This window comes from Micromonospora sp. DT4 (assembly GCF_049841675.1).
GTDB lineage: Bacteria > Actinomycetota > Actinomycetes > Mycobacteriales > Micromonosporaceae > Micromonospora.
The window spans coordinates 1-20,085 of sequence record NZ_JBNCKT010000101.1 but is presented as its reverse complement, the minus strand read 5'-3'; the positions used below and the strand labels follow the sequence as shown (position 1 = coordinate 20,085).

Sequence of the window (20,085 nt, the reverse complement as noted above, 5' to 3'; positions counted from 1 at the left end):
ACCATCGACATCGCCACCATCAAGATCTGGCTCCGCGACCTCGCCCGCGAAACCTGATCCACAAGACACGGCCTAGGTCCGACACCCGACGCCGACCTGCTGGACGGCGAGTACCGATGGATCAGGACCATCAACCCGAACGCGTTCGACTCGAACTGTGTCATCACCACCATCGCCGTGGACTGGTCGTTGGCCGACGGGTCCGGCCATCAGGCATCCGACTCGGCGTTCCTGGACGTGGCCGACCTCACCCGCTTCGCCAACCAGCCGTTCGAGGAGATGGCCAACTACGATGCCGTCACCGCGCGGATGATGGCGGCTCCGCCCGGTGCCCGTGGGATTGTCGTCGTCAACGCCGATGCCGGCGGCGACGCGCACGTCTTCAACGTCGCGCGCCGCACCGAGGGCGTCTACTACCTCGACGGCCAACTCGGTGGACAAGCCCGCGCCCCGAAGAACCCAGATCAGATCCGATTCCTGCGCACCAACATCACCCCCCTGCCAGCAGGTCAGACCCCAGCGCCGCTGACGGCCGAGCGCGAGACGCCGCCCCTCGCGTTGCCGGACACCGGCCAGGACGCCCCCCTGTCCAACCCGGTGGTGCTGCCACCCGACGCCCGCACCGACGAGGACCTTCCCGGCCACCTCTACTGGGTCGGCCACCCGCCATTGCGGCCGCGGCAGATCCGCGACGCTGCCGCCGGCCTCGATAACCCGGTCATCGTCCTGGGCGTCGCCAAACATGGAGCGATCGCCCCGGATGAGGCCCTGACAGACCTGCGGCGGCTGGTCCAGCAGTTCACCCTCAAGAAGCAGCAACCCGTGGTGGTAACCCGAGCGGCAGTGAACCCCCCCTCTGACCACGATGTCGAGAACATACGGCTTCAGCATCGTGCATCTAGCTCCCGCGGCCACCGAATCTCCAAGCGGCAACCTGTCACTGGACAACGTGTGGCTGATACGACGCAGTGACGGCACCGCCGAGGGCATGGGCGCCACCCTCACCCCACTCATCCTCACCAAGGCCGCCGAACGCGCCCGAGCGACCAACGACTCGACCCACCGCACCGTCAGCCAGCTACTACTCGCGCCGGACCGGGCCACGAAACTGGACCTGCTCACCAACCACCGGGAACAACTCACCAGCCCGCAGGCCCGCGCCGACCTCGCGAGAATCGTCCGACAAGTCGACGACGACCCATGGTTCCGGTCGTTCACCCCGCTGCTGGGCGACCTCGGCGCACAAGGCAAAGCCGAGTTCGTCCTCGACTTCCAAGAGATCCAAGAGCCAGCCGATCGCAACCGCCTACTGATCGACGCCCCGGGCCGCGAGATCACCATCGACCAACGCGTCGACCTCATCACTGACTCCGGCCACCAGACCGCCGGCGCGGCCACCATCATGAAAGCGGTGGACCTCATGCTCACCCAAAACCTAGACACCGCCCTCACATACATCGAAGAGCGCTCCGCCACCCTCCGCAACGAGGAGAAAAGACACTGGGTCGACGCCCTCAGCAAGCTCGCGAGACAACACACCGACCCGCACCACGACCAATTCCGAGGACTAGCCGAAATGGTCCTCGACTGCACCGACTCCCCCTAGCCCGAGTTTCCTAGATAAGTTGATCTTGGCTGGAGACTTCGCTGGTCAGAACTTGTTTCGACGCCGGTTTGGCACATGACCTAACCTCGTGGTTTCCATCGATGCAGGTCGAAGATGTCCATGAGGTGTTGCTGGATGGGGCTGGTCTCGGTGAGCATCCGGCGGGCTTTGGGCCGACCACCGGTGGAGGAGTAAATCAGTACGGTTTCGCCGATGCCGGCGAGGTGGTCCAGGATGGCGCGGACGGACAGGTATAGACCGGCGTGTTCGGCGTGTCGGCGCATGAGGTGCGCGATCATGAGGGCGAACACGCAGGTTTGGGTGTGGACCCGGATGTGATGGTCGGTCCAGTGGTGCATGGGGCTGAACGAGACCACGTGGGGGTCCTTGAGCTGCCGGAAACCGAATTCCGCTTCGGACTGGGAGCGGTATGCGGCCACGACCTCGGTGACCGGCCAGTCGTCGCGGTCGGTGACCAGGATGCGTTTACCGAAGATTTCCTCGGCCAGCCTCGATTCGTCAGAGGGTTTTGATCCCTGCCTGACCGTTTCGCCTTGACCGTTTTGTCCGCGTGCGGCGTGTGTGGGGTGGCCGCGTGTCGCTGCGGATGCGCCGGTTCTCCGCGTCCGGGGGCTGTCTTTCTGCTGGTAGGGGCGGGTTCGGCGGGTCAGGTGGTCAGCGGCAGGTTCAGGCGTTGCCAGCAGAGTTGGACCGCGTCGGCCCAGGGCCAGGTATCGAAATGGACAGTGTTCGGCGGCGGGCGTGGGTGGTGAGTTTCGCGGGTAGGTGCAGCAGCCGGTAGCGCAGGGTGCCCGGCTCGGCGTGGGCGAGGTCGGGCTGATCGTGCAGGCCGAGCAGGCGGGTCCAGGCGGCCAGGTCGGCGGCGATGTTCGCCGCGAGGACCCAACCGCGGTTGACGGTCCAGGACTTGCTGGGCAGGTTCCGCAGGCCGATGGCCTTGTTCGTCCGTACCTGGTCTTGCACGCCGGCGTGTGAGCGGTGCAGTGCGTCGAGCCACTGCGGGTGGTGCGAGCCGGGCACGCCGTGGATGCGGCGGATGCTGGTGGCCACGATCGCGTACCGCCAGCCGGTGCGTTTCTCCAGGTCGGTGAGCTTCTTCGCGTGCCGGGCCGCCGGTTTGGTGCGCCGCACGATCAGCCGCAGCCCATCGATCCAGTTACCGGCGCGCTGGTTGAGGCCGGTCAGTTCGGCGACCTGCGCGGTATCGGTGGCGGTGCCGTCCTGGTGCAGGCTGCTGGTCCACGCCTGCTCAGGCAGGGCGACGATCGCGGTCTCGTCGGTGTCGGTGATCGTCCATCCGACGGTGAAGCACGGGCCTCAAGGACCAACCGGGTCGCACGCTCACGCAGCTCGTCGGGGTACTTCTTCGGTGCAGGCATCGCCGGTGTTCCTCCAGGTTTCGATGTCTCCATCTAACCCGGGGCGGTTCACTTCAAGAGACGCCGGCACCCGGCGAGACATGGTTCACCCCGGCAGCCCGGCTCGGGTTCGCACACCCCGCGATGGACGGCGAGACACTTATCCATTCCGACCTCAACCCGGCGAACCTGATCGTGACCCCACTCGGCCTACGCATCGTGGACTGGGCGTGGGCAACCAAGGCCGCCGCATGGGTCGAACTCGCGTTGCTCGTCCCATGGCTGATCGGTAGCGGCCACAGCGCCGAGCAGGCAGAAGATTGGATAACGCACCTTCCCGCCTGGACCGCGACCGACCGACAGGTCCTGGACGACTTCGCGTCAAAGAACGCAACGAAGTGGGCGGCCAAGTCCCGGCAGAACACCGAGCGTTGGGTACGCGAGCTCGCAATGTGGACCGGCGAGTGGGCGGATCACCGGACCTTCGGCCACCAGTCAGCCCGTGAGCCATAACCCGGGGGCACGCTCTCGTGATGTGGGCACTGGTAGCGGTAGGACTTGTTCCTCAACCAGCTAGCAGGCCCGCTCGGGACCGCAGGTCAGGTCACTCGGCCGGGCGGGTCCATGGCCGCCGAACCGAGAACCAGCCGCGCTGCTCCCAATCTGCTCCCAATGTAAGCCGCACATACGGCAAAGCCCGTTACCGGCAACCTCGGTAACGGGCTTCTGAACTGCACAAACTGAGAGTGGGCGATGCTGGTATCGAACCAGCGACCTCTTCGGTGTGAACGAAGCGCTCTCCCACTGAGCTAATCGCCCTCAGCGCCGTTGACTCTACCCGATCGTGGAACCAGACCAAAAACCCGGGGTCAGCGCGCCGCGAGGTACTGCTTCGCCTCGGCCACCACGTCGATGCCGAGGCTGAACTTGAGGGAGAGCCAGACCGCCACGCCCACGAAGACCAGGCCGACGATGCCGAGCACGAAGCGCAGCGGCAGCGACTGTCGCGTCACCCAGCGCGTCCAGCCGTGCACGTGCCGGCGGGTGAAGCCGAGCAGTCGGCGGGCCCAGTGGAATTCGACGGCCCAGATGCCGAGGCCGGCGATGACCAGCAGCCAGCCCGGCCCGGGTAGCGGGATGAGGGCGATGCCGATCGTGACCACCAGCGCGCCGGCGATCGCGATGAAGACCTTGAGGGCGATCCGGCCGGTGGGGTTGGCGCGGATCAGGTCGAGTGTCGTCGAGATCCGCTGCCGCCAGTGGGGGCGCCGCGGCGGCTCCCCGACGACGAGGACACCGCCGGGACGGCCCGTGCCGTGCGTCGACCGTCCGGGTCGCTCTGGCTGCTCCATCGGCACGTCGTACCCCCGCTTTTCGGCTGCTCGGACCGCGACGTTCGGCGGGCCGGGCGCGGCCACCGGATCTACTGAGGGATCGGTTCGTGACCATTTCACCCCCCAGTGTCACTCGGGCCCGTCACTGCAACGGCCGACTGGACGTTACCGGAGTAAGTCGACGACTGAGCCACCCGACGCCGGGCGGAATCACGCACTGGGCAGAACCGGAAATCCTACATGAATGCTCACATTCACGCGGCCTTTCCGTCCCCCTTCCCACCACTGGGTGAAGTCAGCGTATGGCGGAGCGTAGCCAGGAGTAGCACCTGAGTATGGGAAAAGCGGGACACGCGCGTTCCGCAGCGGTGCCGGGGGGAGAACGTCCATGAGTGTCATCCGACCGACGACCGTAGAGGTCGAGACGTCGCTAAGGCTCGTCGCGCCTGACGCCACCGCCTTGCCGGTGCGTGCCAGTCTGCGTTACGACCCTGCTGACCCGTATGCGGTCCATGTCCTGTTCCATGCCGAATCGGCCGGTGGTGAGGCGGTGAGCTGGTCGTTCGCCCGCGAACTGCTGGTCACCGGCCTGGACGAGCCGGCCGGCATCGGGGATGTGCGGGTCTGGCCCTGGGCCACACCGCGCGGCGACTTCGTCGCGCTGGCCCTCTCGTCACCGGACGGCAACGCCCTCTTCGAGGTGCCGCGCAGCGTCCTGGTGCGATTCCTTCGACGGACGTACGTCGTCGTCCCGCGCGGCCGGGAGGCCGAGCACCTGGACGTCGACACTGCGGTGAACCGGCTGCTCGCCGGCCGCTGAGCACCACCCGAGAACGAGCAACACCGGCCACACCGGGCCGCGCGGATCTGCCGAGTCCGCGCGGCCCCGGCACACCCGGGGGTACGCGGACAGCCCGACCGGGGGTCGCCGGGCTCAGCCGTGCGTGGTGATGCCGCCGTCGACGGGGATGACCGCGCCGGTGAGGTACGCGCCGGCCCGCGAGGAGAGGTAGATGGCGGTGCCGGCCATGTCCTCGGGGCGGCCGATGCGGCCCAGCGGCACCTGCTGCTCGATGGCGGCGCGGCTGCCCGGGTCGTCGAGGGCGAACGCCATCATCTTGCTCTCGAACGGGCCGGGCGCGATCGCGTTGACGGTGATCTGCTCGCCGGCGAGCTGGTGGGCGAGGCTGCGGGTGAGCATGTGCACGGCGGCCTTGGTGGCCGAGTAGGCGTACACCTCCAAGAACGGCACCCGGATGCCGTCGATGGACCCGATGTTGATCACGCGGGCCGGGTCGTCGGCGCTGGCGGCGGCGCGCAGCGCCGGCAGCAGCGCGGTGGTGAGCCGGAAGACGGCCTTGACGTTGACCGCCCAGAGCTTGTCGAACGCGGCCTCCGGGTAGCTCTCCAGCGGCGCGCCCCAGGTGGCGCCGGCGTTGTTGACCAGCACGTCGAGATGGTCGACACGCTCGCGTACGGCGGCGGCGAGGGTCTGCGCGCCGTCGTCTGCGCTCAGGTCGGCGGAGATGGCCTCGCACTGGCCCTCGGCCGACAGTTCCGTGGCGACCCGCTCGCAGACGGCCGCCTTGCGGGACGAGATGATCACGCGGGCGCCGGCCCGGACGAAGCCCTGGGCGATCATGAGCCCGATTCCTCGCGACCCGCCGGTGACCAGGACCGTCTTGCCTTCGACCGAGAACAGCTGCGTCATGCCCATCCCATCACGAGTCGGCGGGTCCGCCGGGCGGCGAGCGGCCGGCGGGGCGCCGGGCGGCCACGGACCGGACGGCGCTACCGCCGGGTAACGTAGCCCGGCCGCAGGGATCGCGACAAGCCTCGCCACCGTCGCGTACGGAGGTCGGGATGCGGTGACCTGCGGTTCGGGCTACCGTCGCAGGCGATGGTCTCCACCGCTCCCTCCCCCGCGCCAACGATCGGAACGGCATCACCCGTACCCGACGAGATTTCCACGTTTGCGCTGGCCGACCTGGCCGGTGACCCCGGCTGGTGTCGGCCGGTGTTCGTCGAACGGGAGCTGTTGATCCTCACCACCCGAGGGCACGGCGACGCCGAGCTGGATTTCCACCTCCTGCCGTGCCGACCCGGCACGCTGCTGCGGGTCCGCGCCGGTCAGGTGCTGCGCTGCGCCGGCCCCCAGTTCGACGCGACGGTGGTCGGCTGGACCACCGAGGCGCTGCACAGCCTGGCCGTCGATGAGGACGCGGCGCCCACCTGGCGGCAGTTGGTCGGCGAGGACGAGGACGCGGTGATCAACGAGGTGAGCCAGTTGGCGGTGGACTGCCAGCGGCACGGCGACGGCCCGGCCGGTCGCGCGCTGCTGCGTCACCAGCTCGCCGTCCTGCTGCTGCGGTTGACGCTGCCCGATGCGAACCAGTCCGGGCAGCGTAACGACGCCGAGACGTTCCAGCGGTTCTGCCGGGAGGTGGAGCACGGCTACCAGGTGACCCGGCGGGTCGAGGACTACGCAGCCGCGCTCGGCTGCTCGGTGCGTACCCTGACCCGGGCCTGCCTGGCCGTCACCGGCCACAGCGCCAAGCAGGTCATCGACGAGCGGGTGGCGTTGCAGGCCGCCCGGTTGCTCGCGGCGAGCGACGAACCGATTGCGCAGATCGGCCGTCGGCTCGGCTTCTCCGAGCCCACCAACTTCGGTCGGTTCTTCACCCGGGAGATCGGGATCAGCCCCGGCGCCTTCCGTGCCGCCCGCGATCAGCTGGCCGCGGGACGGGTCGTCCGCCCCCGTCCGCCGGTCGAGCCGACGGGTGCCAACGGCGGTCGGTTCCGCTCCGGCGCCCACAGCGAGCCCACCAACTCCGGTCACACCGCCCGGCCCGGTGGCCCGGGCGGCCCGAGTGGACGGGCATGATGACGGGGTGCAGATCTCCGCGCGCGGCGACTACGCGGTACGGGCGGCACTGAGCCTCGCGACCGCGTACCCGTCGCTGCTGTCCACCCAGGCCATCGCCGCCGAACAGGACATGCCCCGCAAGTTCCTGGAGGCGGTCCTTGCGGATCTGCGCCGAGCCGGGATCGTCCGCGCCCAACGGGGCGCCGAGGGCGGCTACACCCTGGCCCGACCGCCCCGCGAGGTGACCGTCGGCGCGGTGCTGCGCGCGGTGGAGGGCCCGCTCGCGGGCGTACGCGGCCTGCGCCCCGAGGAGACCCACTACGAGGGCGCGGCGGAGAACCTGCCCGGCCTGTGGGTGGCGGTGCGTGCCGCCGTGCGGCGGGTCGTCGATGAGGTGAATCTCGCCGAGATCGTCAGCGGGCGGCTGCCCGCACACGTCCGCAAGCTCACCGCGCTGCCCGACGCGTGGGAGCCGCGCTGACGCCTCAGAGGGTGCGCACCACCTCCCCGGTGGCCAGCCGGGGTAGCCGGTCGCCCCAGGCGTCCGGGCCGGGGTGGCCGACGTTGAGCAACAGCAGCGCCTCGTGCCGCCCGTCGGGAAAGAACTCCCGCGTCACCCCGGCGGCATCGAACCCGGCCATCGGGCCGGCGGCCAGTCCCGCCGCGCGTACCCCCACCAGCAGGTAGCCGATCTGGAGAGCCGCGCTGAACCGGGCCTGCTCGGCGCGGGCCACCCGGTCGCCCAACCACTCCCGGGCCTGCGGCCGGTGCGGGTACAGCTCGGGCAGCCGCTCGTGGAAGTCCAGGTCGGCGGCGAGCACCACCGCCAGCGGCGCACCGGCCGTCTTGGCCCGGTTGCTCGACGACACGTACGGCAGCAGCCGGGCCCGGGCCTGCGGCGAGCGCAGCAGCAGCACTCGCAGCGGCTGACCGTTGTACGCGGTCGGCCCGTACCGGATCAGGTCGTGGATCGCCGCGACCTGGGCGTCGGTGACCGGCTCGTCGGTGAACGTGTTGGCCGTACGGGCCGCGCGGAACAGCAGGTCCTGGGCGGCCCGGTCCAACGCGAGCAGGTCGGCCGCGACGGGCGCGCTCACGCCCGGCCCGGGGTGGTGTAGCCACCCCGGTGGTGCATTAGCGGTGGGCCGTCACCGCCGTCGCCCAGGGCGAGCGGTTCGGCGATCACCAGCGTGTGGTCGCCGGCCGGGACGCGGTGCACCACCCGGCAGAGCAGCCGGGCCAGCACCCCGGTCAGCAGGGGTACCCCGAACGGCCCGGCTGTCCAGTCCGGGTAGGCGGCGAAGCGGTCGATGCCGCTGGTGGCGAAGACCGTCGCCGCCTCCCGCTGCCCGGCGGCCAGCAGGTGGACCGCGACGTGCTCGGCGCGGGCCAGCACCGGCCAGCTCGACGACGCCGTGCCGAGGCAGAACGAGACGAGCGGCGGGTCCAGCGAGACCGAGGTGAACGAGGTGGCGGTGAACCCGGCCCGGATCGGTGCGCCGATGCCGCCCAGGCGGGCCGGATCGGTGGACCGGGCCACCGCGGTGACCACGGTGACGCTGGTGGCCTGCCGGCGCAGCAACGCGCGGAACAGGTCCCGGTCCACCGGTCGCAGCTCGGTCGCGTCCGTCGTGGGACGCTCCACGGTGGTCACGCCGAGCTCATTCCGCTGCAACATGAAACCCATGCTGCCGACGGCGCGAACGGCCGGTCAACGGTCTTCCAGAAGGTGAGACTTGCATCGCTGCCAATGTTACGAAGCACCACTAGCAGCGTTCACCGTTGCGCAACACCTATCTGGTGGATAGAGATTCCCGTGCCGTGGGGCGACACCGTCCATCCGGGACGACGAGAGGGTTTCGGAATTCGCCCGTTCGGGAATGTTCGATCTCGACACGGCAGGGAACGATGACGAGGGGAGTGCTCCGATGGGCCTCATGTTTCGCAAGCGCAAGAAGATCGGTCCGCTGATCCTGAACTTCACCGAGAACGGGTTCTCCTCGTGGAGCATCAAGATCGGCCGCTGGTCCTGGAACTCGAAGGCCCGGGCACACCGCGTCGACCTGCCGGGACCCCTGTCCTGGAAGCAGGACAAGGCCCGGTCGTAACGACCCGGGAGTCGAGCGGGGTGCCGGTGATTCACCGGCACCCCGCTCGGCGTCCCACCCTGCCCCCGCGCCCCCGCCCCACCCCGCCGATCTTGCACTTTCGGTTACCGTTCTGCACGGGAACATCCCTTGTGTCGCCACCGAAAGTGCAAGATCGCGGGGAGACAGGGGCGGGGGTGTGAGTTCAGGGGGTGGGGGTGATGAGTTCGTCGCCGGCCAGGCGGCCTGATTCGCGTTCTCGGGTCAGCTCGCCAGCGGTCAGCAGGTCGGTGAGCGCCTGGTTGGCGTCTGTGGCACGGTAGACGGTCGCGGTGAGGGTGTGCCGGCGCAGGTCGGTGACCGGCTGCGGCCCACTCCGGCGCAGCTCGGCCAGCAGAATCCGGGACAGCGGTTCCAGGGACGGGTTACCGGAGACGTCCACCGGCGGGGCCGCCGGGCCGGCGGGGTCGCGGTAGCGCACACCGAGTTCCGCGCCGACCGTCCAGAGTGCGTCACGGACCGCCTCCAGGCTCCGGTCCGACCGGCTGCCGAACGCGACCACGCCGGCCTCTACGTCGCCCACGGCGGCCGACGCGTCGCCCACTCCCCCGTCCACTCGCAGCACCGGCGTCACCTCGGCGACCAGCGGAAAGTCGGCGAGGCCGAGGGCGGGGCGCGCGCTGCTGGCGGCGTGCAGCAACACTTCGCCGTTGCGGCCGTTGGCGCAGGCGCGGAGCACCTCCGCGTGCGCCGGGCCGGACAGGTCGAGGAAGCAGAACAGCGGCGATCCGGCCACGGAGGCCGCCTTCAGCGCGACCGGTAGCCGGCCGGGGCCGCCGGGCAGCAGGTGCACGGTCACCTCGGGAGGCAACGTGGCCTCCACCGATCCGAGCCGGGCCGGCAGGTCGGCGGCCTCGTCCGCCAGCACCAGGATCGTCACCTGTCGACCCCGTACCTGCGCGGCGTGGCCGGCGACCACCCGCAGCGCCGCTTCCGCGCCGCCGCCGTCGCTGCCGGCCCAGGCCAGCGCGACGGTCACGCGACGGGAGCGGTGCAGAGCGGTGGGTAGCCAGGTCGCCACGTGGCGGACCAGCAGCTCGCGGAGGAAGTCGGCGGTCCGGTTGGTTGGCACCGGTCCGTTCTACCCTATGGCCATTCAGGCCGGGACGGAGATCCCCACACCGCCGCGCGTCTGCCCCCCGTAGCGCTGCTGTTCGGCGGCCAGGTCGAGCCGACCGATGCGCTTGCGGGCGGCCAGAGTGGTGTCGTCGAGCCGGTCGGCCGGGACCAGCCAGACCACCTCGAACTCCAGACCGTCCGGGTCCTGCCCGTAGAGGCTCTTGGTGGTGCCGTGGTCCGAGGTGCCGACCAGCGCCCCGGCGGCGGCGAGCCGCTCGGCGGTGGCGGCCAGCTCGTCGAGGGTGTCGACCTCCCACGCCAGGTGGTAGAGCCCGACGGTGGCCCGGCCGGCGGTCGAGCGCCCGGCGCCCGCGCCGATCTCGAACAGGCCGAGGTCGTGGTCGTTGGTGGAGTCGGGGGCCTGGAGGAAGGTCGCGCCCCGGAAACCGTCCGGGGTCATCGCGACCGGGGTGAAGCCCAGCACGTCGCGGTAGAAGGCGACGCTGCGGGCGAGCTCACTGACGTAGAGAACCGCGTGGTTGAGCCGGTGGATACCCATGAATCCACACTAGCGCCTATTGGTTGAGCGTTCAACCATCGGGAGTATGATGGGCGTCATGACCCGCTGGTTGAACCCCGACGAGCAGCGCACCTGGCGGGCGTTCCTCGCCTCCTCCCGGGCACTGATGGACACGCTCGACCGTGAGCTGCAACGCGATGCCGGCATGCCGCACGCCTACTACGAGATCCTGGTCCGGCTCTCCGAGGCCCCGGGTCGGCAACTGCGGATGAGCGAGCTGGCCGAGGCCGCCGGGGCATCGCGCAGCCGGCTCTCGCACGCCGTCGCCCGCCTCGAGCAGGCCGGCTGGGTGCGCCGCGAGGACTGCCCCACCGACCGGCGCGGGCAGATCGCGGTGCTCACCGACGACGGTTTCGCCACCCTCGCCGCCGCGGCGCCCGGCCACGTCGAAGGGGTACGCCGACACCTGTTCGACGCGTTGAGCCCCGCCCAGATCGACCAGTTACGCCGGATCAGCGAGACGTTGGCCGAGCACCTGAGCAGATCCTGACCGATCGACACCGGCGCGGGTCTTGTACTTACCGTCGTCGGATGAGCACGATGGGGCGTGTCCTCCGGCTTCGACGAGTTGACTGACCAGGCGCACCACCTCGTGTCCGCTGGCGACGTGGCCGGTGCGCAACGGCTGCTCTCCGACGCGCTCACCGACGCCGACCCCCGCCCGGCCAACGCCACACCCGAGCTGGCCGAGGCGGCCAGCCTGCAGGCGCGGGTGCTCGTCGCCCTCGGCGAGCCGCACTCCGCCCGCGGCTGGGCCGCCTTCGCGTACGCGGCCACGACCCGGTTGCACGGCCGCTCCGACCCCCGCACCGTGGCCGCCGCGGCCACCCTGGCCGCCGTGCTGCACCGAGTGGGCAGCCACTCCCGGGCCGCCCGGCTCTACCAGGACGTGATCATCGAGCTGACCGCTCAGGACGGTCCCGAGTCGCTGCGGGTGCTGGCCGCTCACGCCGACCTGGCCACCGTCGAGTACGCCCGCGGCCAGTGCACGGTGGCCCGCGACCGTCTCCAGGACGCCTGGGAGCTGCACCGCGAGGTGTACGGCGACGGCCACCCCAGCGGCATCAAGATGCTGGCCCGGCTCGGCTCCATGCAGCGCGACTGCGGGCAGTTCGCCGAGGCGCACGACAACCTGGCGTTGGCCCGCGAGCTGTGCCGGCAGCACCTGGCCGCCGACGACCCGCTGGCGCTACAGGTGGCGGCTCTCGCCCGCGCGGCGGCCAACCCCGACCACGTCTGCGCCGACGACGCGTCCGCCGTCCGGGATGCTTCGGTGGTGCCGGCGGCACGTACCCCGACGCCCAGCGGCCAGCCGGTCGAGGCGGCCTACCATCCGTCCGCCCCGGTCGACCCGGAGGTGACCGGTACGGCTGGCCGTGCCGACGAGGGCCTGGCCGGACCCGGGGTCACCCACAGCGGCCCGGTGCCGAATCCGCGGGTGCCGGCCGACGAGCCGGACGGTTCGCCGGGCTTCCGCTGGCCGCCGGACCCGTCGGACGACCCCGCCCCGCACCCCACCGTCCCGCCGGTACCCCCGTCGGTCGCCGGGTTCACGGGCACCGAAGAGGCGTCCGGCGTGTACCGGCTGTACCGCCCCGGCGCGCCGGCCGAGCCGGATCGACCCTCCGCGCCGCTGACGCCGTACACGCCGTCGCGGTTGTTGCCGGTGCCCGTGCACCGGGCGCCGACACCGGCGCGTAACCGGCTGGTGCCGGTGCTGGTGGCCGGCGTGGTCGTGGTGCTGCTGGGCACGGCGGCGGTGATCGCCGGCGTGGCGCGCGTCGGCGACGGGGACGATCCGAAGTCCGGGCCGGACCACGGCTCCCCGAGCGCCGGCCCGAGCGGCACGGGCGCGCCACCCACCACCGGCACCCCGGCCGGCGGCACGGCCGCGCCGGCGGCCGCACCGGGCACCCCGCCCGGCACGGTGTCCCTGCGCGACAACCGGGACAACATCGCCCTGCGGTGGACGTACCCGGCCGGCGGCGAGGGACCGGTGATCGTCTCCGCCGGCCGCGCCGGGCAGGAGAAGACCGCCATCGCCACGCTGCCCGCCGGCACCGACAGCTACATCGTGTACGCGCTGAACCGCGCCAACGACTACTGCTTCACCGTCGCCGTCGTCTGGTCCACCGACACCATCGCGAGCGCCGACCAGGTCTGCACCCGCCGCCATTGACGTCCCGTACGCCAGGCGGGCCAGCAGCAGCAGGTCGTCGACCAGCCGGCTCAACCGCTCGGTGTCGGCGAGCAGGTTGACGGTCACCGCCCCGACGCCGACCAGTTCGCCTTCAACCCGCCACCGGGCGTGACCGTCACCGAGGAGACCGCCGAGCGACCGACCGCGGGCAGGCCGGCGCACGTCGCGCCGGGTCGGGACCCCCAGGTGCGTACGGTCGGCGAGGGGTGGACCACCGTCCTGGTCGCCCGCCTCGACGCGGCCCCGGGCGGGAAGCCGTCCGGCGACGCGCCGGACGTGGACGTCTCGAAGCTGCTCGGTGGGCTGCCTGCGGTCAGCGGCGAGTGGGGCAGTGGACGGCTGCTCACCGGCAAGCTGTTCAGTGTGCTGCTCACCGACGACGGGCGGGTGCTCGCCGGAGCGGTCACCCCGGAGCGGCTCTACCAGGTGGCCCGCGGCTGACATCCCCGGCACACGTACGCCGGGTCGACCAGATGGTCGGCCCGGCGTACCTGTGTGACCCGTATCGGCCCGGTCAGCTTGGTGACAGCGGGCGGAACACGCTATCTTCGACAATTCGAGGACACAAAAAAGAACGGCGTAAAGGCCGTTCCTGCATTGCATTCTAATCTTTAGGGAGATGGCTTGTCAAGGCACTCCGGCGGTACCGGTGAATTGCCGCTCGACGACGAGATCGGCCGCGAGCAGGAGTACGTCTCGATGCTCTACGACCGGCTGGACGGGTTGCGTGAGCAGGCCGCCCACCGGCTCACCGCCGAGCTGCGCAACACCGGCGGCACCCTCCAGGACCGCTCCCAGCGCGACAGCTCCGTGGCGATGTACGCCGACCAGGTCGAGCAGTTCTCTGCCGTGGAGAATGGCCTCTGCTTCGGGCGGCTCGACGGCGACGACGACTCCCGCCGCTACATCGGCCGGATCGGGATCTTCGACACCAGTGGCGACTACGACCCGCTGCTGATGGACTGGCGGGCCCCGGCCGCGCGGCCGTTCTACCTCGCCACCGCCGCCAACCCGCAGGGCGTACGCCGCCGCCGGCACCTGCGCACCCGGCAGCGCAAGGTGACCGGGCTCAACGACGAGGTCCTCGACATCGACAGCGCCTCCCCCGGCGGGCACGAGGAGCTGACCGGTGAGGCGTCCCTGCTCGCCGCCCTGAACGCCGGTCGGACCGGCCGGATGCGCGACATCGTGGAGACCATCCAGGCCGAGCAGGACAGCATCATCCGCGCCGACCTGCCCGGCGTGATGGTCGTCCAGGGTGGCCCCGGCACCGGCAAGACCGCCGTCGCGCTGCACCGGGCGGCGTACCTGCTCTACACGCACCGGCGGGAGCTGTCCAGCCGCGGTGTGCTGCTGGTCGGCCCGAACGCGACGTTCCTGCGCTACATCTCCCAGGTGCTACCCACGCTGGCCGAGACGGGCGTGCTGCTGCGTACCCAGGGGGATTTGTTTCCCGGGGTGAGCGCCAGGCGCGCCGAGCCGGCCCAGGCCGCGGCGCTCAAGGGCCGCGCGGTGCTCGCCGAGGTGCTGGCCCTGGCCGTACGGGACCGGCAGTGGGTGCCGGACGAGCCGCTGGAGATCGAGGTCGAGCGCGAGGTGCTGACCCTCGACCCGGAGACCGTGCGCGCCGCGCGGGACCGGGTACGCCGCACCGACCGGCCGCACAACCTGGCACGGGCGCGGTTCGACGTGGAGATCGTGCACGCGCTCGCCGACCAGGTGGCCGAGCGCATCGGCGCCGACCCGCTGGGCGGGGACAACCTGCTCGACGAGGCCGACCGCGCCGAGATCCGCCGGGAGCTGCGCGAGGAGACGGAGATCCAGGCCGTACTCGACCGGTTGTGGCCGGTACTCACCCCGCAGCGCCTGCTCGCCGACCTGTACGCGGACCCCGACCGGATCGCCGCCGCCGCGCCGATGCTCACCGACGACGAGCGGGCGCGGCTGCACCGCGAGCCGGGCGGTTGGACGCCCGCCGACGTGCCACTGTTGGACGAGGCCGCCGAACTGCTCGGCGAGGACGAACGGGCCGCCGCCGCCCGCCGGGATCGCATCCGCGTGATGGAGCGGGAGTACGCCGAGGGCGTGCTGGAGATCGCCCGCGGTTCCCGGTCGATCGACGTCGAGGACGAGGCCGAGGGCGGTGAGATCCTCGGCGTGACCGACCTCATCGACGCGGACCGGCTGCTGGAACGGCAGGAGGAGGCCGACCGGCTGACCACCGCGCAGCGCGCCGCCGCCGACCGCACCTGGGCCTTCGGGCACGTGATCGTGGACGAGGCGCAGGAGTTGTCGCCGATGGCGTGGCGGCTGCTGATGCGCCGCTGCCCGAGCCGGTCGATGACGATCGTCGGGGACGTGGCGCAGACCGGCGCGCTCGCCGGGACACCCTCCTGGGCCGATGCCCTCGCCCCGTACGTGGCGCGGCGCTGGCGGCTGACCGAGCTGACGGTCAGCTACCGCACGCCGGCCGAGATCATGGCGGTCGCCGCCGACGTACTGGCCGAGATCGACCCGGAGCTGCGGCCACCCCGCTCGGTGCGGGAGAGCGGCGTACCCCCGTGGGACCGCGCGGTGCCCGACGAGCAGCTGCCCGCGGAGCTGGTGTCGGCGGTGACCCGCGAGGCCGCCGGGCTCGCCGAGGGCCGACTCGGCGTCATCGTGCCGGCCGGCCGGGTGGACGCACTCGGCGCGGCGCTGACCGCCACGCTGCCCGAGGCCACGGTGGGCGAGCACCCGGAGCTGGAGAGCCGGGTGGTCGTGCTGACCGTCGCGCAGGCGAAGGGTCTGGAGTTCGACTCGGTGCTGGTGGTCGACCCGGACCGGATGGTGGCCGAGTCGCCGCGCGGGCGCAGCGACCTGTACGTCGCGCTCACCCGGGCCACCCAGCGTCTGGGCATCCTGCGCCCCGCCCCTTCCCACGGGTGATCATGAGGTTGGCGTGCCCTTCGAACTCTGCTGGCCACGCCAACCTCATGATCAACGGGTTGGGTCAGTCTGGTGCGCGGTCCTGGATGGATTTTGTCGGTCCGGTCGCGGAGGTGGACTGGTCGCTGGTGCCGCCGCCCATCGGGGTGCTCAGGCCACCGGTGGTGGCGTCGCCGGTGGTCGTCGGCGCCACCTTGCCGGGGTGTCGCTCCGGCTGGCGGGCCACCCGGCGTACGCTCGCCGGCCCGGCCGTGCCACCGGTGGTGGTCACCGCGCCCTGGCCGCCGACCGGGCCACCGTCGCGCAGCACCTGCGGATCGATCCGCTCCTGCGCCGGATCGAGTGGGTCGTCGCGTTGGATCTGGCTCTCGATGTCGGTACGGGGCACCGTCACCTCGTCGAGAGCGCCCTCGCCGTACACGCCGCCGGCGATCCGGTTCTCGGCCTGCCGGGCGGCCTCCTGCCGCATGTCGTCCTCACGCACGTCCATCACCTCGCAGAAGCTGTGGAACTGACTGCGTGCCCGGCCGCCGGTGGACCAAACCCATAGCGTTCGTGCGGCGACCCGAAACGGACATGCGTCGCGAGGCGCCCAGGCAGTAACTTCGGGGATGCTGCTGTCTCGCGACGGGTTGAGGCAGCAACTTCCCTGAAACTGCGCAGATCATGGTCCTCCGACCCGGGGGTGGTCCCAGAGCGGGCAACCAGCACCCGAGCAGACCGGGTGACCGGTGATTGGTGGAGGGGATCCACGCCAGGTCGGCGATGTGGGGGGCATCTCGAACGGCCCCACTGGGGGCCCGCGTGGCCAGGCCGTCGCCGATTCTTTTTCCCGGCTGGGGAGTGTTACCTGGTCGGCGGCCTCGGGTAGTCGGGGGGCGTCCCCGCCGTGCGAGCGAACCGCGCCGTGGCCGAAACGCGGTAGCGGGGCGAGGGAATGCAGGTACGACTCATCGCATCCTGAGGAGGACCAGATGAGCACGCAGGCTGCTTCCACCAGGCCGATGAACCGGCCCATGAACGACCCGCAGAATCCCGCCGCGATGCGGGAGACGCAGCCGATGCCGGTCATGCACGACGGGCGTCGCAACGACATGCAGGCACCCGGTACGGAGACCAAGCAGGCCTTCAAGACCACCGAGTTCTGGATCTACCTGATCGCGGTGGCCGCCGTACTGGGCGCGTCGCAGGTCGTCGGGCGGAACTCGGCCGGAGTGGACATCTTCCGGGCCGACAACGCTTGGTTCCTGATCACCCTGCTGACGCTGGGCTACCTCGGTAGCCGCGGCCTGGCCAAGGCCGGCAGCAACTTCCGCAGCGGTGCGGAGCGCAAGGCCCGGCACTGACCGGGTGACAGCACAGCGCGCGGTGGCCTCCGGGAGGATCTCCCGGAGGCCACCGTCGTCCGTACGGGTGTGTTACTCGTCGCCGCCGAAGTCTCCGAAGTCGCCCTCGAAGGCGTCCTCGATCATCTCGCCAGCGATCATGCCGCCGGCGACGCCGAGCGCCGCGCCGGCGACCATGCCGCCCACACCCATGCCGCCACGGCCGTGACCGTGGCCCGGACCGTAGCCGTGACCGTAGCCGTGGCCGTGGCCGTGGCCGTACTGGGAGCGCAGGGTCCCGTAACGGGACGTGGTCTCGCGCAGCCACCCGTCGACGACCTGCGCCCAGTCGACGCGGTCGACGTCGGCGTGCGACACCTGGTAGCGGCCGAACGCGTCGTGCCCGGCGCTGAGAAAGCCGCCCCGCTTGTCACACTCCAGGATCACCTCGACGCCACGCTGGCTGGTCACGAAGGTCAGCTCGACCTCGTTGATCGTGCCCGCGTACTGCGGGGACGCGAAGAACTCGATCTCCTGGTAGAACGGCAGCGTCTGCTGCACGCCCCGGATGTGGCCACGCTCCAAGTCCGCGTGCTTGAAGCGGAAACCGAGCCGCTGGAACGCCTCCAGAATCCGCTCGTGCACCGGCAACGGGTGCACCGCCACGTGGTCCAGGTCGGTCTTGTCCACCGCGCGAGCCACGGACAACTCGGTCCGCAGGCCCATCGTCATGCCGTGCAGGCGCTGGCCGTACACGTCGGTGATGGGGGTCTCCCACGGCACCGGGAGCTGGAACGGGATCGACAGCTCCTGCTTCGGCGCGAGCTGGAACGCCCCGCTCACGGCCATCCGGTGGAACTCCATGGTGCCCGCGTACTCCGTGTCGTGGCCCTCGACCTCGACCCGGGTGACCAGGCCGATCACCACCTGCTCGATGGCCGCCGGGTTGTCACCGCCGACGAGGTTGACCTGCCCGTCAAGGGTCAGGCCGGGCCGGGTGTTGGGGTTGGTCAGCACGGTGTCCACGCTGGGACCACCCACACCGAACGCGCTCAACATCTTCTTGAAGACCATCGGAACTCCTGTGCGACAGCCGACCGCTCCACCATGGAGTCGGACGTTGACTCACCGCGCACCCTATCCAGACCCCCTGTGAGGTGGCTGTGAGCACGCCGGCCGCGCTTTCGCGCTCGCCCGCCGCGCTTGATCGACTCGACATGACATCGCCGAGGTGGGGGTATCAGCGCGACGGGACACCCCGACGTCGGCGATGTCGAGTCGATCACGGGTCGGTGCGGGTAAACATGCCGTCCTTGATTCCGTTGACGAACGCCGTCCAGTCGCTGACGCCGTAGACGAGGGTCGCCGCCGCACGGTCCTTGCTGTCGCGCACCGCCACCCGACCAGAACCGTCCAGAACAGGCCCCGCCTCGACGCAATTGCCACCGTTGTCGGGGCTCCTGGTGCTGATGTGCCAGGCGACCTCAGGCATGGACTCGCTCATGACAGCTCCTCCGTGAGCGCTGTGATCAGCTTCGCCGACTCAGTCGCACTGAGTGCGGCCTCCCGGAGGCGATCGTACGCGCGGACGTACCGCGAGGCATTGTCCGATTCCAGGAAGAGACGCCCACCGAGGGTCTCGGCATGGGCGACGTCGGAGTACGGGGCAGGCATCCTGAAGAGCCAGAAGGTGCCATCCAAACCGGCATGCAGCCCGAGGGTCAGCGGGACGACACGGATCTCGACCGTCGGCTTGGCGGTAGCGCGTGCCAGGTGGGCCAGTTGAGAAGCCATGACGCCTCTACTCATGACGGGCCGCCGCAGGGCGGTCTCTTCGATGATCACGGCGAGCCTCATTGGTGAGGGGCCATCCAGCAACTGCTGCCGATCCATGCGCAGTTGGACCCACTTCTGGATCTCGATCTCGCTCGCGGAGCTGGGTTCGGCATTTCTGATGACCGCCTCGGCGTAGTCGCGGGTCTGTAGCAGACCGGGTATCAACAGCGCCGCGTAGGTGCAGACCTGATTGGCTCTCGATTCCAACCAGGGGAAGTCGATGAACGAGTTGTCGTAGATCGTCTTGTCGAAGCCGTTGTCCCAGCGGTTGACGCGCCAGGCGTCTTGTGCGAGCTGGATGAGCCGCTCCCGCTCCCGTTCGTCGTAGACGCCGTACAGGTCCAGCAACGCCACTACCAGGTCTCTCCGGAAGGGCCACTCTGCCCGTTCGTACCGAGCCAGCGACGAAAAGTCGCGCTCAAGATACTGGGCGACGTACTTGAGGGTCAGCCCTCGACGCTCCCGCAGCTCGCGCATCTGCTGCCCCAGCCACTGGGCACGCAGGGTTCGAACGAACGGCTCTCTGTTCGCGGCCATGCTCACCTCTCCAGGGACCCACTGAAGGATTCGGTTGGTGTCGTTGCACCAATACCGAGGCCACTGGGAACGTGGCCTGCGGGTGAGGGTGATCGCCGGCCCCCGGGGAAGCCCGGTGCAAACACGGCAACCGCGGCTGCGCCAACAGCCGAGAAGGTGACGAGAGACGGCCTCGCGAGTGGCAGTCGCATACCGGCTCTCGTCGGGTCTCAACTAGGCCGTGTCTTGTGGATCAGGTTTCGCGGGCGAGGTCGCGGAGCCAGATCTTGATGGTGGCGATGTCGATGG

At 70.5% G+C, this 20,085-nt stretch carries 24 protein-coding genes and 1 tRNA gene; 12 read left to right on the top strand and 13 right to left on the bottom strand.

What is annotated here, in order from left to right; translation table 11 throughout:
- The first annotated feature begins 189 nt into the window (after nucleotides 1-189).
- Together ACLQ24_RS23220 and ACLQ24_RS23215 are read left to right on the top strand one after the other, a co-directional pair.
- On the top strand, nucleotides 190-972 hold the full coding sequence (locus ACLQ24_RS23220; protein ID WP_425893817.1) for a toxin glutamine deamidase domain-containing protein: 783 nt from the start codon (nucleotides 190-192) through the stop codon (nucleotides 970-972).
- Nucleotides 950-1,606 (top strand): hypothetical protein, encoded by a 657-nt coding sequence (locus ACLQ24_RS23215; RefSeq protein ID WP_425893816.1) that lies wholly within the window; start codon nucleotides 950-952, stop codon nucleotides 1,604-1,606. Before ACLQ24_RS23220 ends, ACLQ24_RS23215 begins: the two co-directional genes overlap by 23 nt.
- Before the next feature lie 80 nt (nucleotides 1,607-1,686).
- Here ACLQ24_RS23215 and ACLQ24_RS23210 read toward each other — a convergent pair whose 3' ends face one another.
- Together ACLQ24_RS23210 and ACLQ24_RS23205 are read right to left on the bottom strand one after the other, a co-directional pair.
- The gene (locus ACLQ24_RS23210) at nucleotides 1,687-2,046 is read right to left on the bottom strand and encodes a hypothetical protein (RefSeq protein ID WP_425893815.1); all 360 of its coding nucleotides are present in this window, start codon (nucleotides 2,044-2,046) and stop codon (nucleotides 1,687-1,689) included.
- Nucleotides 2,047-2,293: 247 nt separating this feature from the next.
- Entirely contained in the window at nucleotides 2,294-2,812 is a 519-nt protein-coding gene (locus tag ACLQ24_RS23205; protein ID WP_425893821.1) for a transposase, read from the bottom strand.
- 317 nt (nucleotides 2,813-3,129) lie between these two features.
- On the opposite strand from ACLQ24_RS23205, the gene ACLQ24_RS23200 reads away from it, so the two are divergent.
- The gene (locus tag ACLQ24_RS23200) at nucleotides 3,130-3,498 is read left to right on the top strand and encodes a phosphotransferase (protein ID WP_425893814.1); all 369 of its coding nucleotides are present in this window, start codon (nucleotides 3,130-3,132) and stop codon (nucleotides 3,496-3,498) included.
- A 234-nt stretch (nucleotides 3,499-3,732) separates the two neighbouring features.
- On the opposite strand, the gene ACLQ24_RS23195 is transcribed toward ACLQ24_RS23200, so the two are convergent.
- Nucleotides 3,733-3,804: transfer RNA gene (locus tag ACLQ24_RS23195), tRNA-Val, on the bottom strand.
- A 50-nt stretch (nucleotides 3,805-3,854) separates the two neighbouring features.
- The gene (locus ACLQ24_RS23190) at nucleotides 3,855-4,337 is read right to left on the bottom strand and encodes a TIGR02611 family protein (protein WP_425893813.1); all 483 of its coding nucleotides are present in this window, start codon (nucleotides 4,335-4,337) and stop codon (nucleotides 3,855-3,857) included.
- A gap of 370 nt (nucleotides 4,338-4,707) precedes the next feature.
- Between ACLQ24_RS23190 and ACLQ24_RS23185 the strand changes: the two genes are divergently transcribed.
- Nucleotides 4,708-5,139 carry an SsgA family sporulation/cell division regulator gene (locus tag ACLQ24_RS23185; RefSeq protein WP_007457244.1) on the top strand — a complete coding sequence of 144 codons (432 nt, stop codon included), beginning with the start codon at nucleotides 4,708-4,710 and terminating at the stop codon, nucleotides 5,137-5,139.
- 114 nt (nucleotides 5,140-5,253) lie between these two features.
- Here the strand turns inward: ACLQ24_RS23185 and ACLQ24_RS23180 are convergent, their stop codons facing one another.
- Nucleotides 5,254-6,030 carry a glucose 1-dehydrogenase gene (locus tag ACLQ24_RS23180; RefSeq protein WP_425893812.1) on the bottom strand — a complete coding sequence of 259 codons (777 nt, stop codon included), beginning with the start codon at nucleotides 6,028-6,030 and terminating at the stop codon, nucleotides 5,254-5,256.
- Nucleotides 6,031-6,219: 189 nt separating this feature from the next.
- Between ACLQ24_RS23180 and ACLQ24_RS23175 the strand changes: the two genes are divergently transcribed.
- A complete protein-coding gene (locus ACLQ24_RS23175; RefSeq protein ID WP_425893811.1) occupies nucleotides 6,220-7,203 on the top strand; it encodes a helix-turn-helix domain-containing protein in 984 nt (327 codons plus the stop codon).
- Nucleotides 7,204-7,210: 7 nt separating this feature from the next.
- Complete coding sequence (locus ACLQ24_RS23170) at nucleotides 7,211-7,666, top strand: RrF2 family transcriptional regulator (protein ID WP_425893810.1); 456 nt, start codon at nucleotides 7,211-7,213, stop codon at nucleotides 7,664-7,666.
- A 4-nt stretch (nucleotides 7,667-7,670) separates the two neighbouring features.
- On the opposite strand, the gene ACLQ24_RS23165 is transcribed toward ACLQ24_RS23170, so the two are convergent.
- Nucleotides 7,671-8,282, bottom strand: a complete 612-nt coding sequence (locus ACLQ24_RS23165) for a malonic semialdehyde reductase (RefSeq protein WP_425893809.1) — start codon at nucleotides 8,280-8,282, stop codon at nucleotides 7,671-7,673.
- Nucleotides 8,279-8,839: a flavin reductase family protein gene (locus tag ACLQ24_RS23160; RefSeq protein ID WP_425893820.1), complete on the bottom strand. Its 561-nt coding sequence runs from the start codon at nucleotides 8,837-8,839 to the stop codon at nucleotides 8,279-8,281. The genes ACLQ24_RS23165 and ACLQ24_RS23160 overlap by 4 nt, the downstream gene beginning before the upstream one ends.
- 274 nt (nucleotides 8,840-9,113) lie before the next feature.
- Between ACLQ24_RS23160 and ACLQ24_RS23155 the strand changes: the two genes are divergently transcribed.
- Nucleotides 9,114-9,293, top strand: coding sequence for a DUF4236 domain-containing protein (locus ACLQ24_RS23155; RefSeq protein WP_355051826.1), 180 nt, complete (start codon nucleotides 9,114-9,116; stop codon nucleotides 9,291-9,293).
- Nucleotides 9,294-9,477: 184 nt separating this feature from the next.
- On the opposite strand, the gene ACLQ24_RS23150 is transcribed toward ACLQ24_RS23155, so the two are convergent.
- Together ACLQ24_RS23150 and ACLQ24_RS23145 are read right to left on the bottom strand one after the other, a co-directional pair.
- On the bottom strand, nucleotides 9,478-10,404 hold the full coding sequence (locus ACLQ24_RS23150) for a hypothetical protein (RefSeq protein ID WP_425893808.1): 927 nt from the start codon (nucleotides 10,402-10,404) through the stop codon (nucleotides 9,478-9,480).
- A gap of 24 nt (nucleotides 10,405-10,428) precedes the next feature.
- Complete coding sequence (locus tag ACLQ24_RS23145) at nucleotides 10,429-10,950, bottom strand: VOC family protein (protein WP_425893807.1); 522 nt, start codon at nucleotides 10,948-10,950, stop codon at nucleotides 10,429-10,431.
- Between the two features lie 49 nt (nucleotides 10,951-10,999).
- Here ACLQ24_RS23145 and ACLQ24_RS23140 point away from each other — a divergent pair, with 49 nt between their 5' ends.
- From ACLQ24_RS23140 to ACLQ24_RS23125, 4 genes are all read left to right on the top strand, one after another.
- Nucleotides 11,000-11,461, top strand: coding sequence for a MarR family winged helix-turn-helix transcriptional regulator (locus ACLQ24_RS23140; protein ID WP_425893819.1), 462 nt, complete (start codon nucleotides 11,000-11,002; stop codon nucleotides 11,459-11,461).
- A 57-nt stretch (nucleotides 11,462-11,518) separates the two neighbouring features.
- Entirely contained in the window at nucleotides 11,519-13,150 is a 1,632-nt protein-coding gene (locus ACLQ24_RS23135) for a tetratricopeptide repeat protein (RefSeq protein WP_425893806.1), read from the top strand.
- A 129-nt stretch (nucleotides 13,151-13,279) separates the two neighbouring features.
- Complete coding sequence (locus ACLQ24_RS23130) at nucleotides 13,280-13,612, top strand: hypothetical protein (RefSeq protein WP_425893805.1); 333 nt, start codon at nucleotides 13,280-13,282, stop codon at nucleotides 13,610-13,612.
- A gap of 183 nt (nucleotides 13,613-13,795) precedes the next feature.
- Nucleotides 13,796-16,099, top strand: coding sequence for a HelD family protein (locus tag ACLQ24_RS23125; RefSeq protein ID WP_425893804.1), 2,304 nt, complete (start codon nucleotides 13,796-13,798; stop codon nucleotides 16,097-16,099).
- Between the two features lie 64 nt (nucleotides 16,100-16,163).
- Here the strand turns inward: ACLQ24_RS23125 and ACLQ24_RS23120 are convergent, their stop codons facing one another.
- Nucleotides 16,164-16,583: a hypothetical protein gene (locus ACLQ24_RS23120; protein WP_425893803.1), complete on the bottom strand. Its 420-nt coding sequence runs from the start codon at nucleotides 16,581-16,583 to the stop codon at nucleotides 16,164-16,166.
- Between the two features lie 577 nt (nucleotides 16,584-17,160).
- Here ACLQ24_RS23120 and ACLQ24_RS23115 point away from each other — a divergent pair.
- Nucleotides 17,161-17,445, top strand: a complete 285-nt coding sequence (locus ACLQ24_RS23115) for a hypothetical protein (protein ID WP_425893818.1) — start codon at nucleotides 17,161-17,163, stop codon at nucleotides 17,443-17,445.
- 72 nt (nucleotides 17,446-17,517) lie between these two features.
- On the opposite strand, the gene ACLQ24_RS23110 is transcribed toward ACLQ24_RS23115, so the two are convergent.
- The 3 genes from ACLQ24_RS23110 to ACLQ24_RS23100 all read right to left on the bottom strand — a co-directional run bounded on the left by ACLQ24_RS23110 (nucleotide 17,518) and on the right by ACLQ24_RS23100 (nucleotide 19,797).
- Nucleotides 17,518-18,498 carry a sporulation protein gene (locus tag ACLQ24_RS23110; RefSeq protein ID WP_425893802.1) on the bottom strand — a complete coding sequence of 327 codons (981 nt, stop codon included), beginning with the start codon at nucleotides 18,496-18,498 and terminating at the stop codon, nucleotides 17,518-17,520.
- 208 nt (nucleotides 18,499-18,706) lie between these two features.
- Nucleotides 18,707-18,928, bottom strand: a complete 222-nt coding sequence (locus ACLQ24_RS23105; protein WP_425893801.1) for a DUF397 domain-containing protein — start codon at nucleotides 18,926-18,928, stop codon at nucleotides 18,707-18,709.
- Nucleotides 18,925-19,797, bottom strand: a complete 873-nt coding sequence (locus tag ACLQ24_RS23100) for a helix-turn-helix domain-containing protein (RefSeq protein ID WP_425893800.1) — start codon at nucleotides 19,795-19,797, stop codon at nucleotides 18,925-18,927. Before ACLQ24_RS23100 ends, ACLQ24_RS23105 begins: the two co-directional genes overlap by 4 nt.
- Nucleotides 19,798-20,085: the final 288 nt, after the last annotated feature.

Bases quoted from the DNA above. Each gene is read 5' to 3' on its own strand.
- ACLQ24_RS23185 (WP_007457244.1), top strand. From the start codon at position 4,708: ATGAGTGTCATCCGACCGACGACCGTAGAGGTCGAGACGTCGCTAAGG.
- ACLQ24_RS23145 (WP_425893807.1), bottom strand. From the start codon at position 10,950: ATGGGTATCCACCGGCTCAACCACGCGGTTCTCTACGTCAGTGAGCTC.
- ACLQ24_RS23175 (WP_425893811.1), top strand. From the start codon at position 6,220: ATGGTCTCCACCGCTCCCTCCCCCGCGCCAACGATCGGAACGGCATCA.
- ACLQ24_RS23110 (WP_425893802.1), bottom strand. From the start codon at position 18,498: ATGGTCTTCAAGAAGATGTTGAGCGCGTTCGGTGTGGGTGGTCCCAGC.
- ACLQ24_RS23100 (WP_425893800.1), bottom strand. From the start codon at position 19,797: ATGGCCGCGAACAGAGAGCCGTTCGTTCGAACCCTGCGTGCCCAGTGG.
- ACLQ24_RS23155 (WP_355051826.1), top strand. From the start codon at position 9,114: ATGGGCCTCATGTTTCGCAAGCGCAAGAAGATCGGTCCGCTGATCCTG.
- ACLQ24_RS23140 (WP_425893819.1), top strand. From the start codon at position 11,000: ATGGGCGTCATGACCCGCTGGTTGAACCCCGACGAGCAGCGCACCTGG.
- ACLQ24_RS23190 (WP_425893813.1), bottom strand. From the start codon at position 4,337: ATGGAGCAGCCAGAGCGACCCGGACGGTCGACGCACGGCACGGGCCGT.
- ACLQ24_RS23115 (WP_425893818.1), top strand. From the start codon at position 17,161: ATGCCGGTCATGCACGACGGGCGTCGCAACGACATGCAGGCACCCGGT.
- ACLQ24_RS23105 (WP_425893801.1), bottom strand. From the start codon at position 18,928: ATGAGCGAGTCCATGCCTGAGGTCGCCTGGCACATCAGCACCAGGAGC.
- ACLQ24_RS23200 (WP_425893814.1), top strand. From the start codon at position 3,130: ATGGACGGCGAGACACTTATCCATTCCGACCTCAACCCGGCGAACCTG.
- ACLQ24_RS23180 (WP_425893812.1), bottom strand. From the start codon at position 6,030: ATGACGCAGCTGTTCTCGGTCGAAGGCAAGACGGTCCTGGTCACCGGC.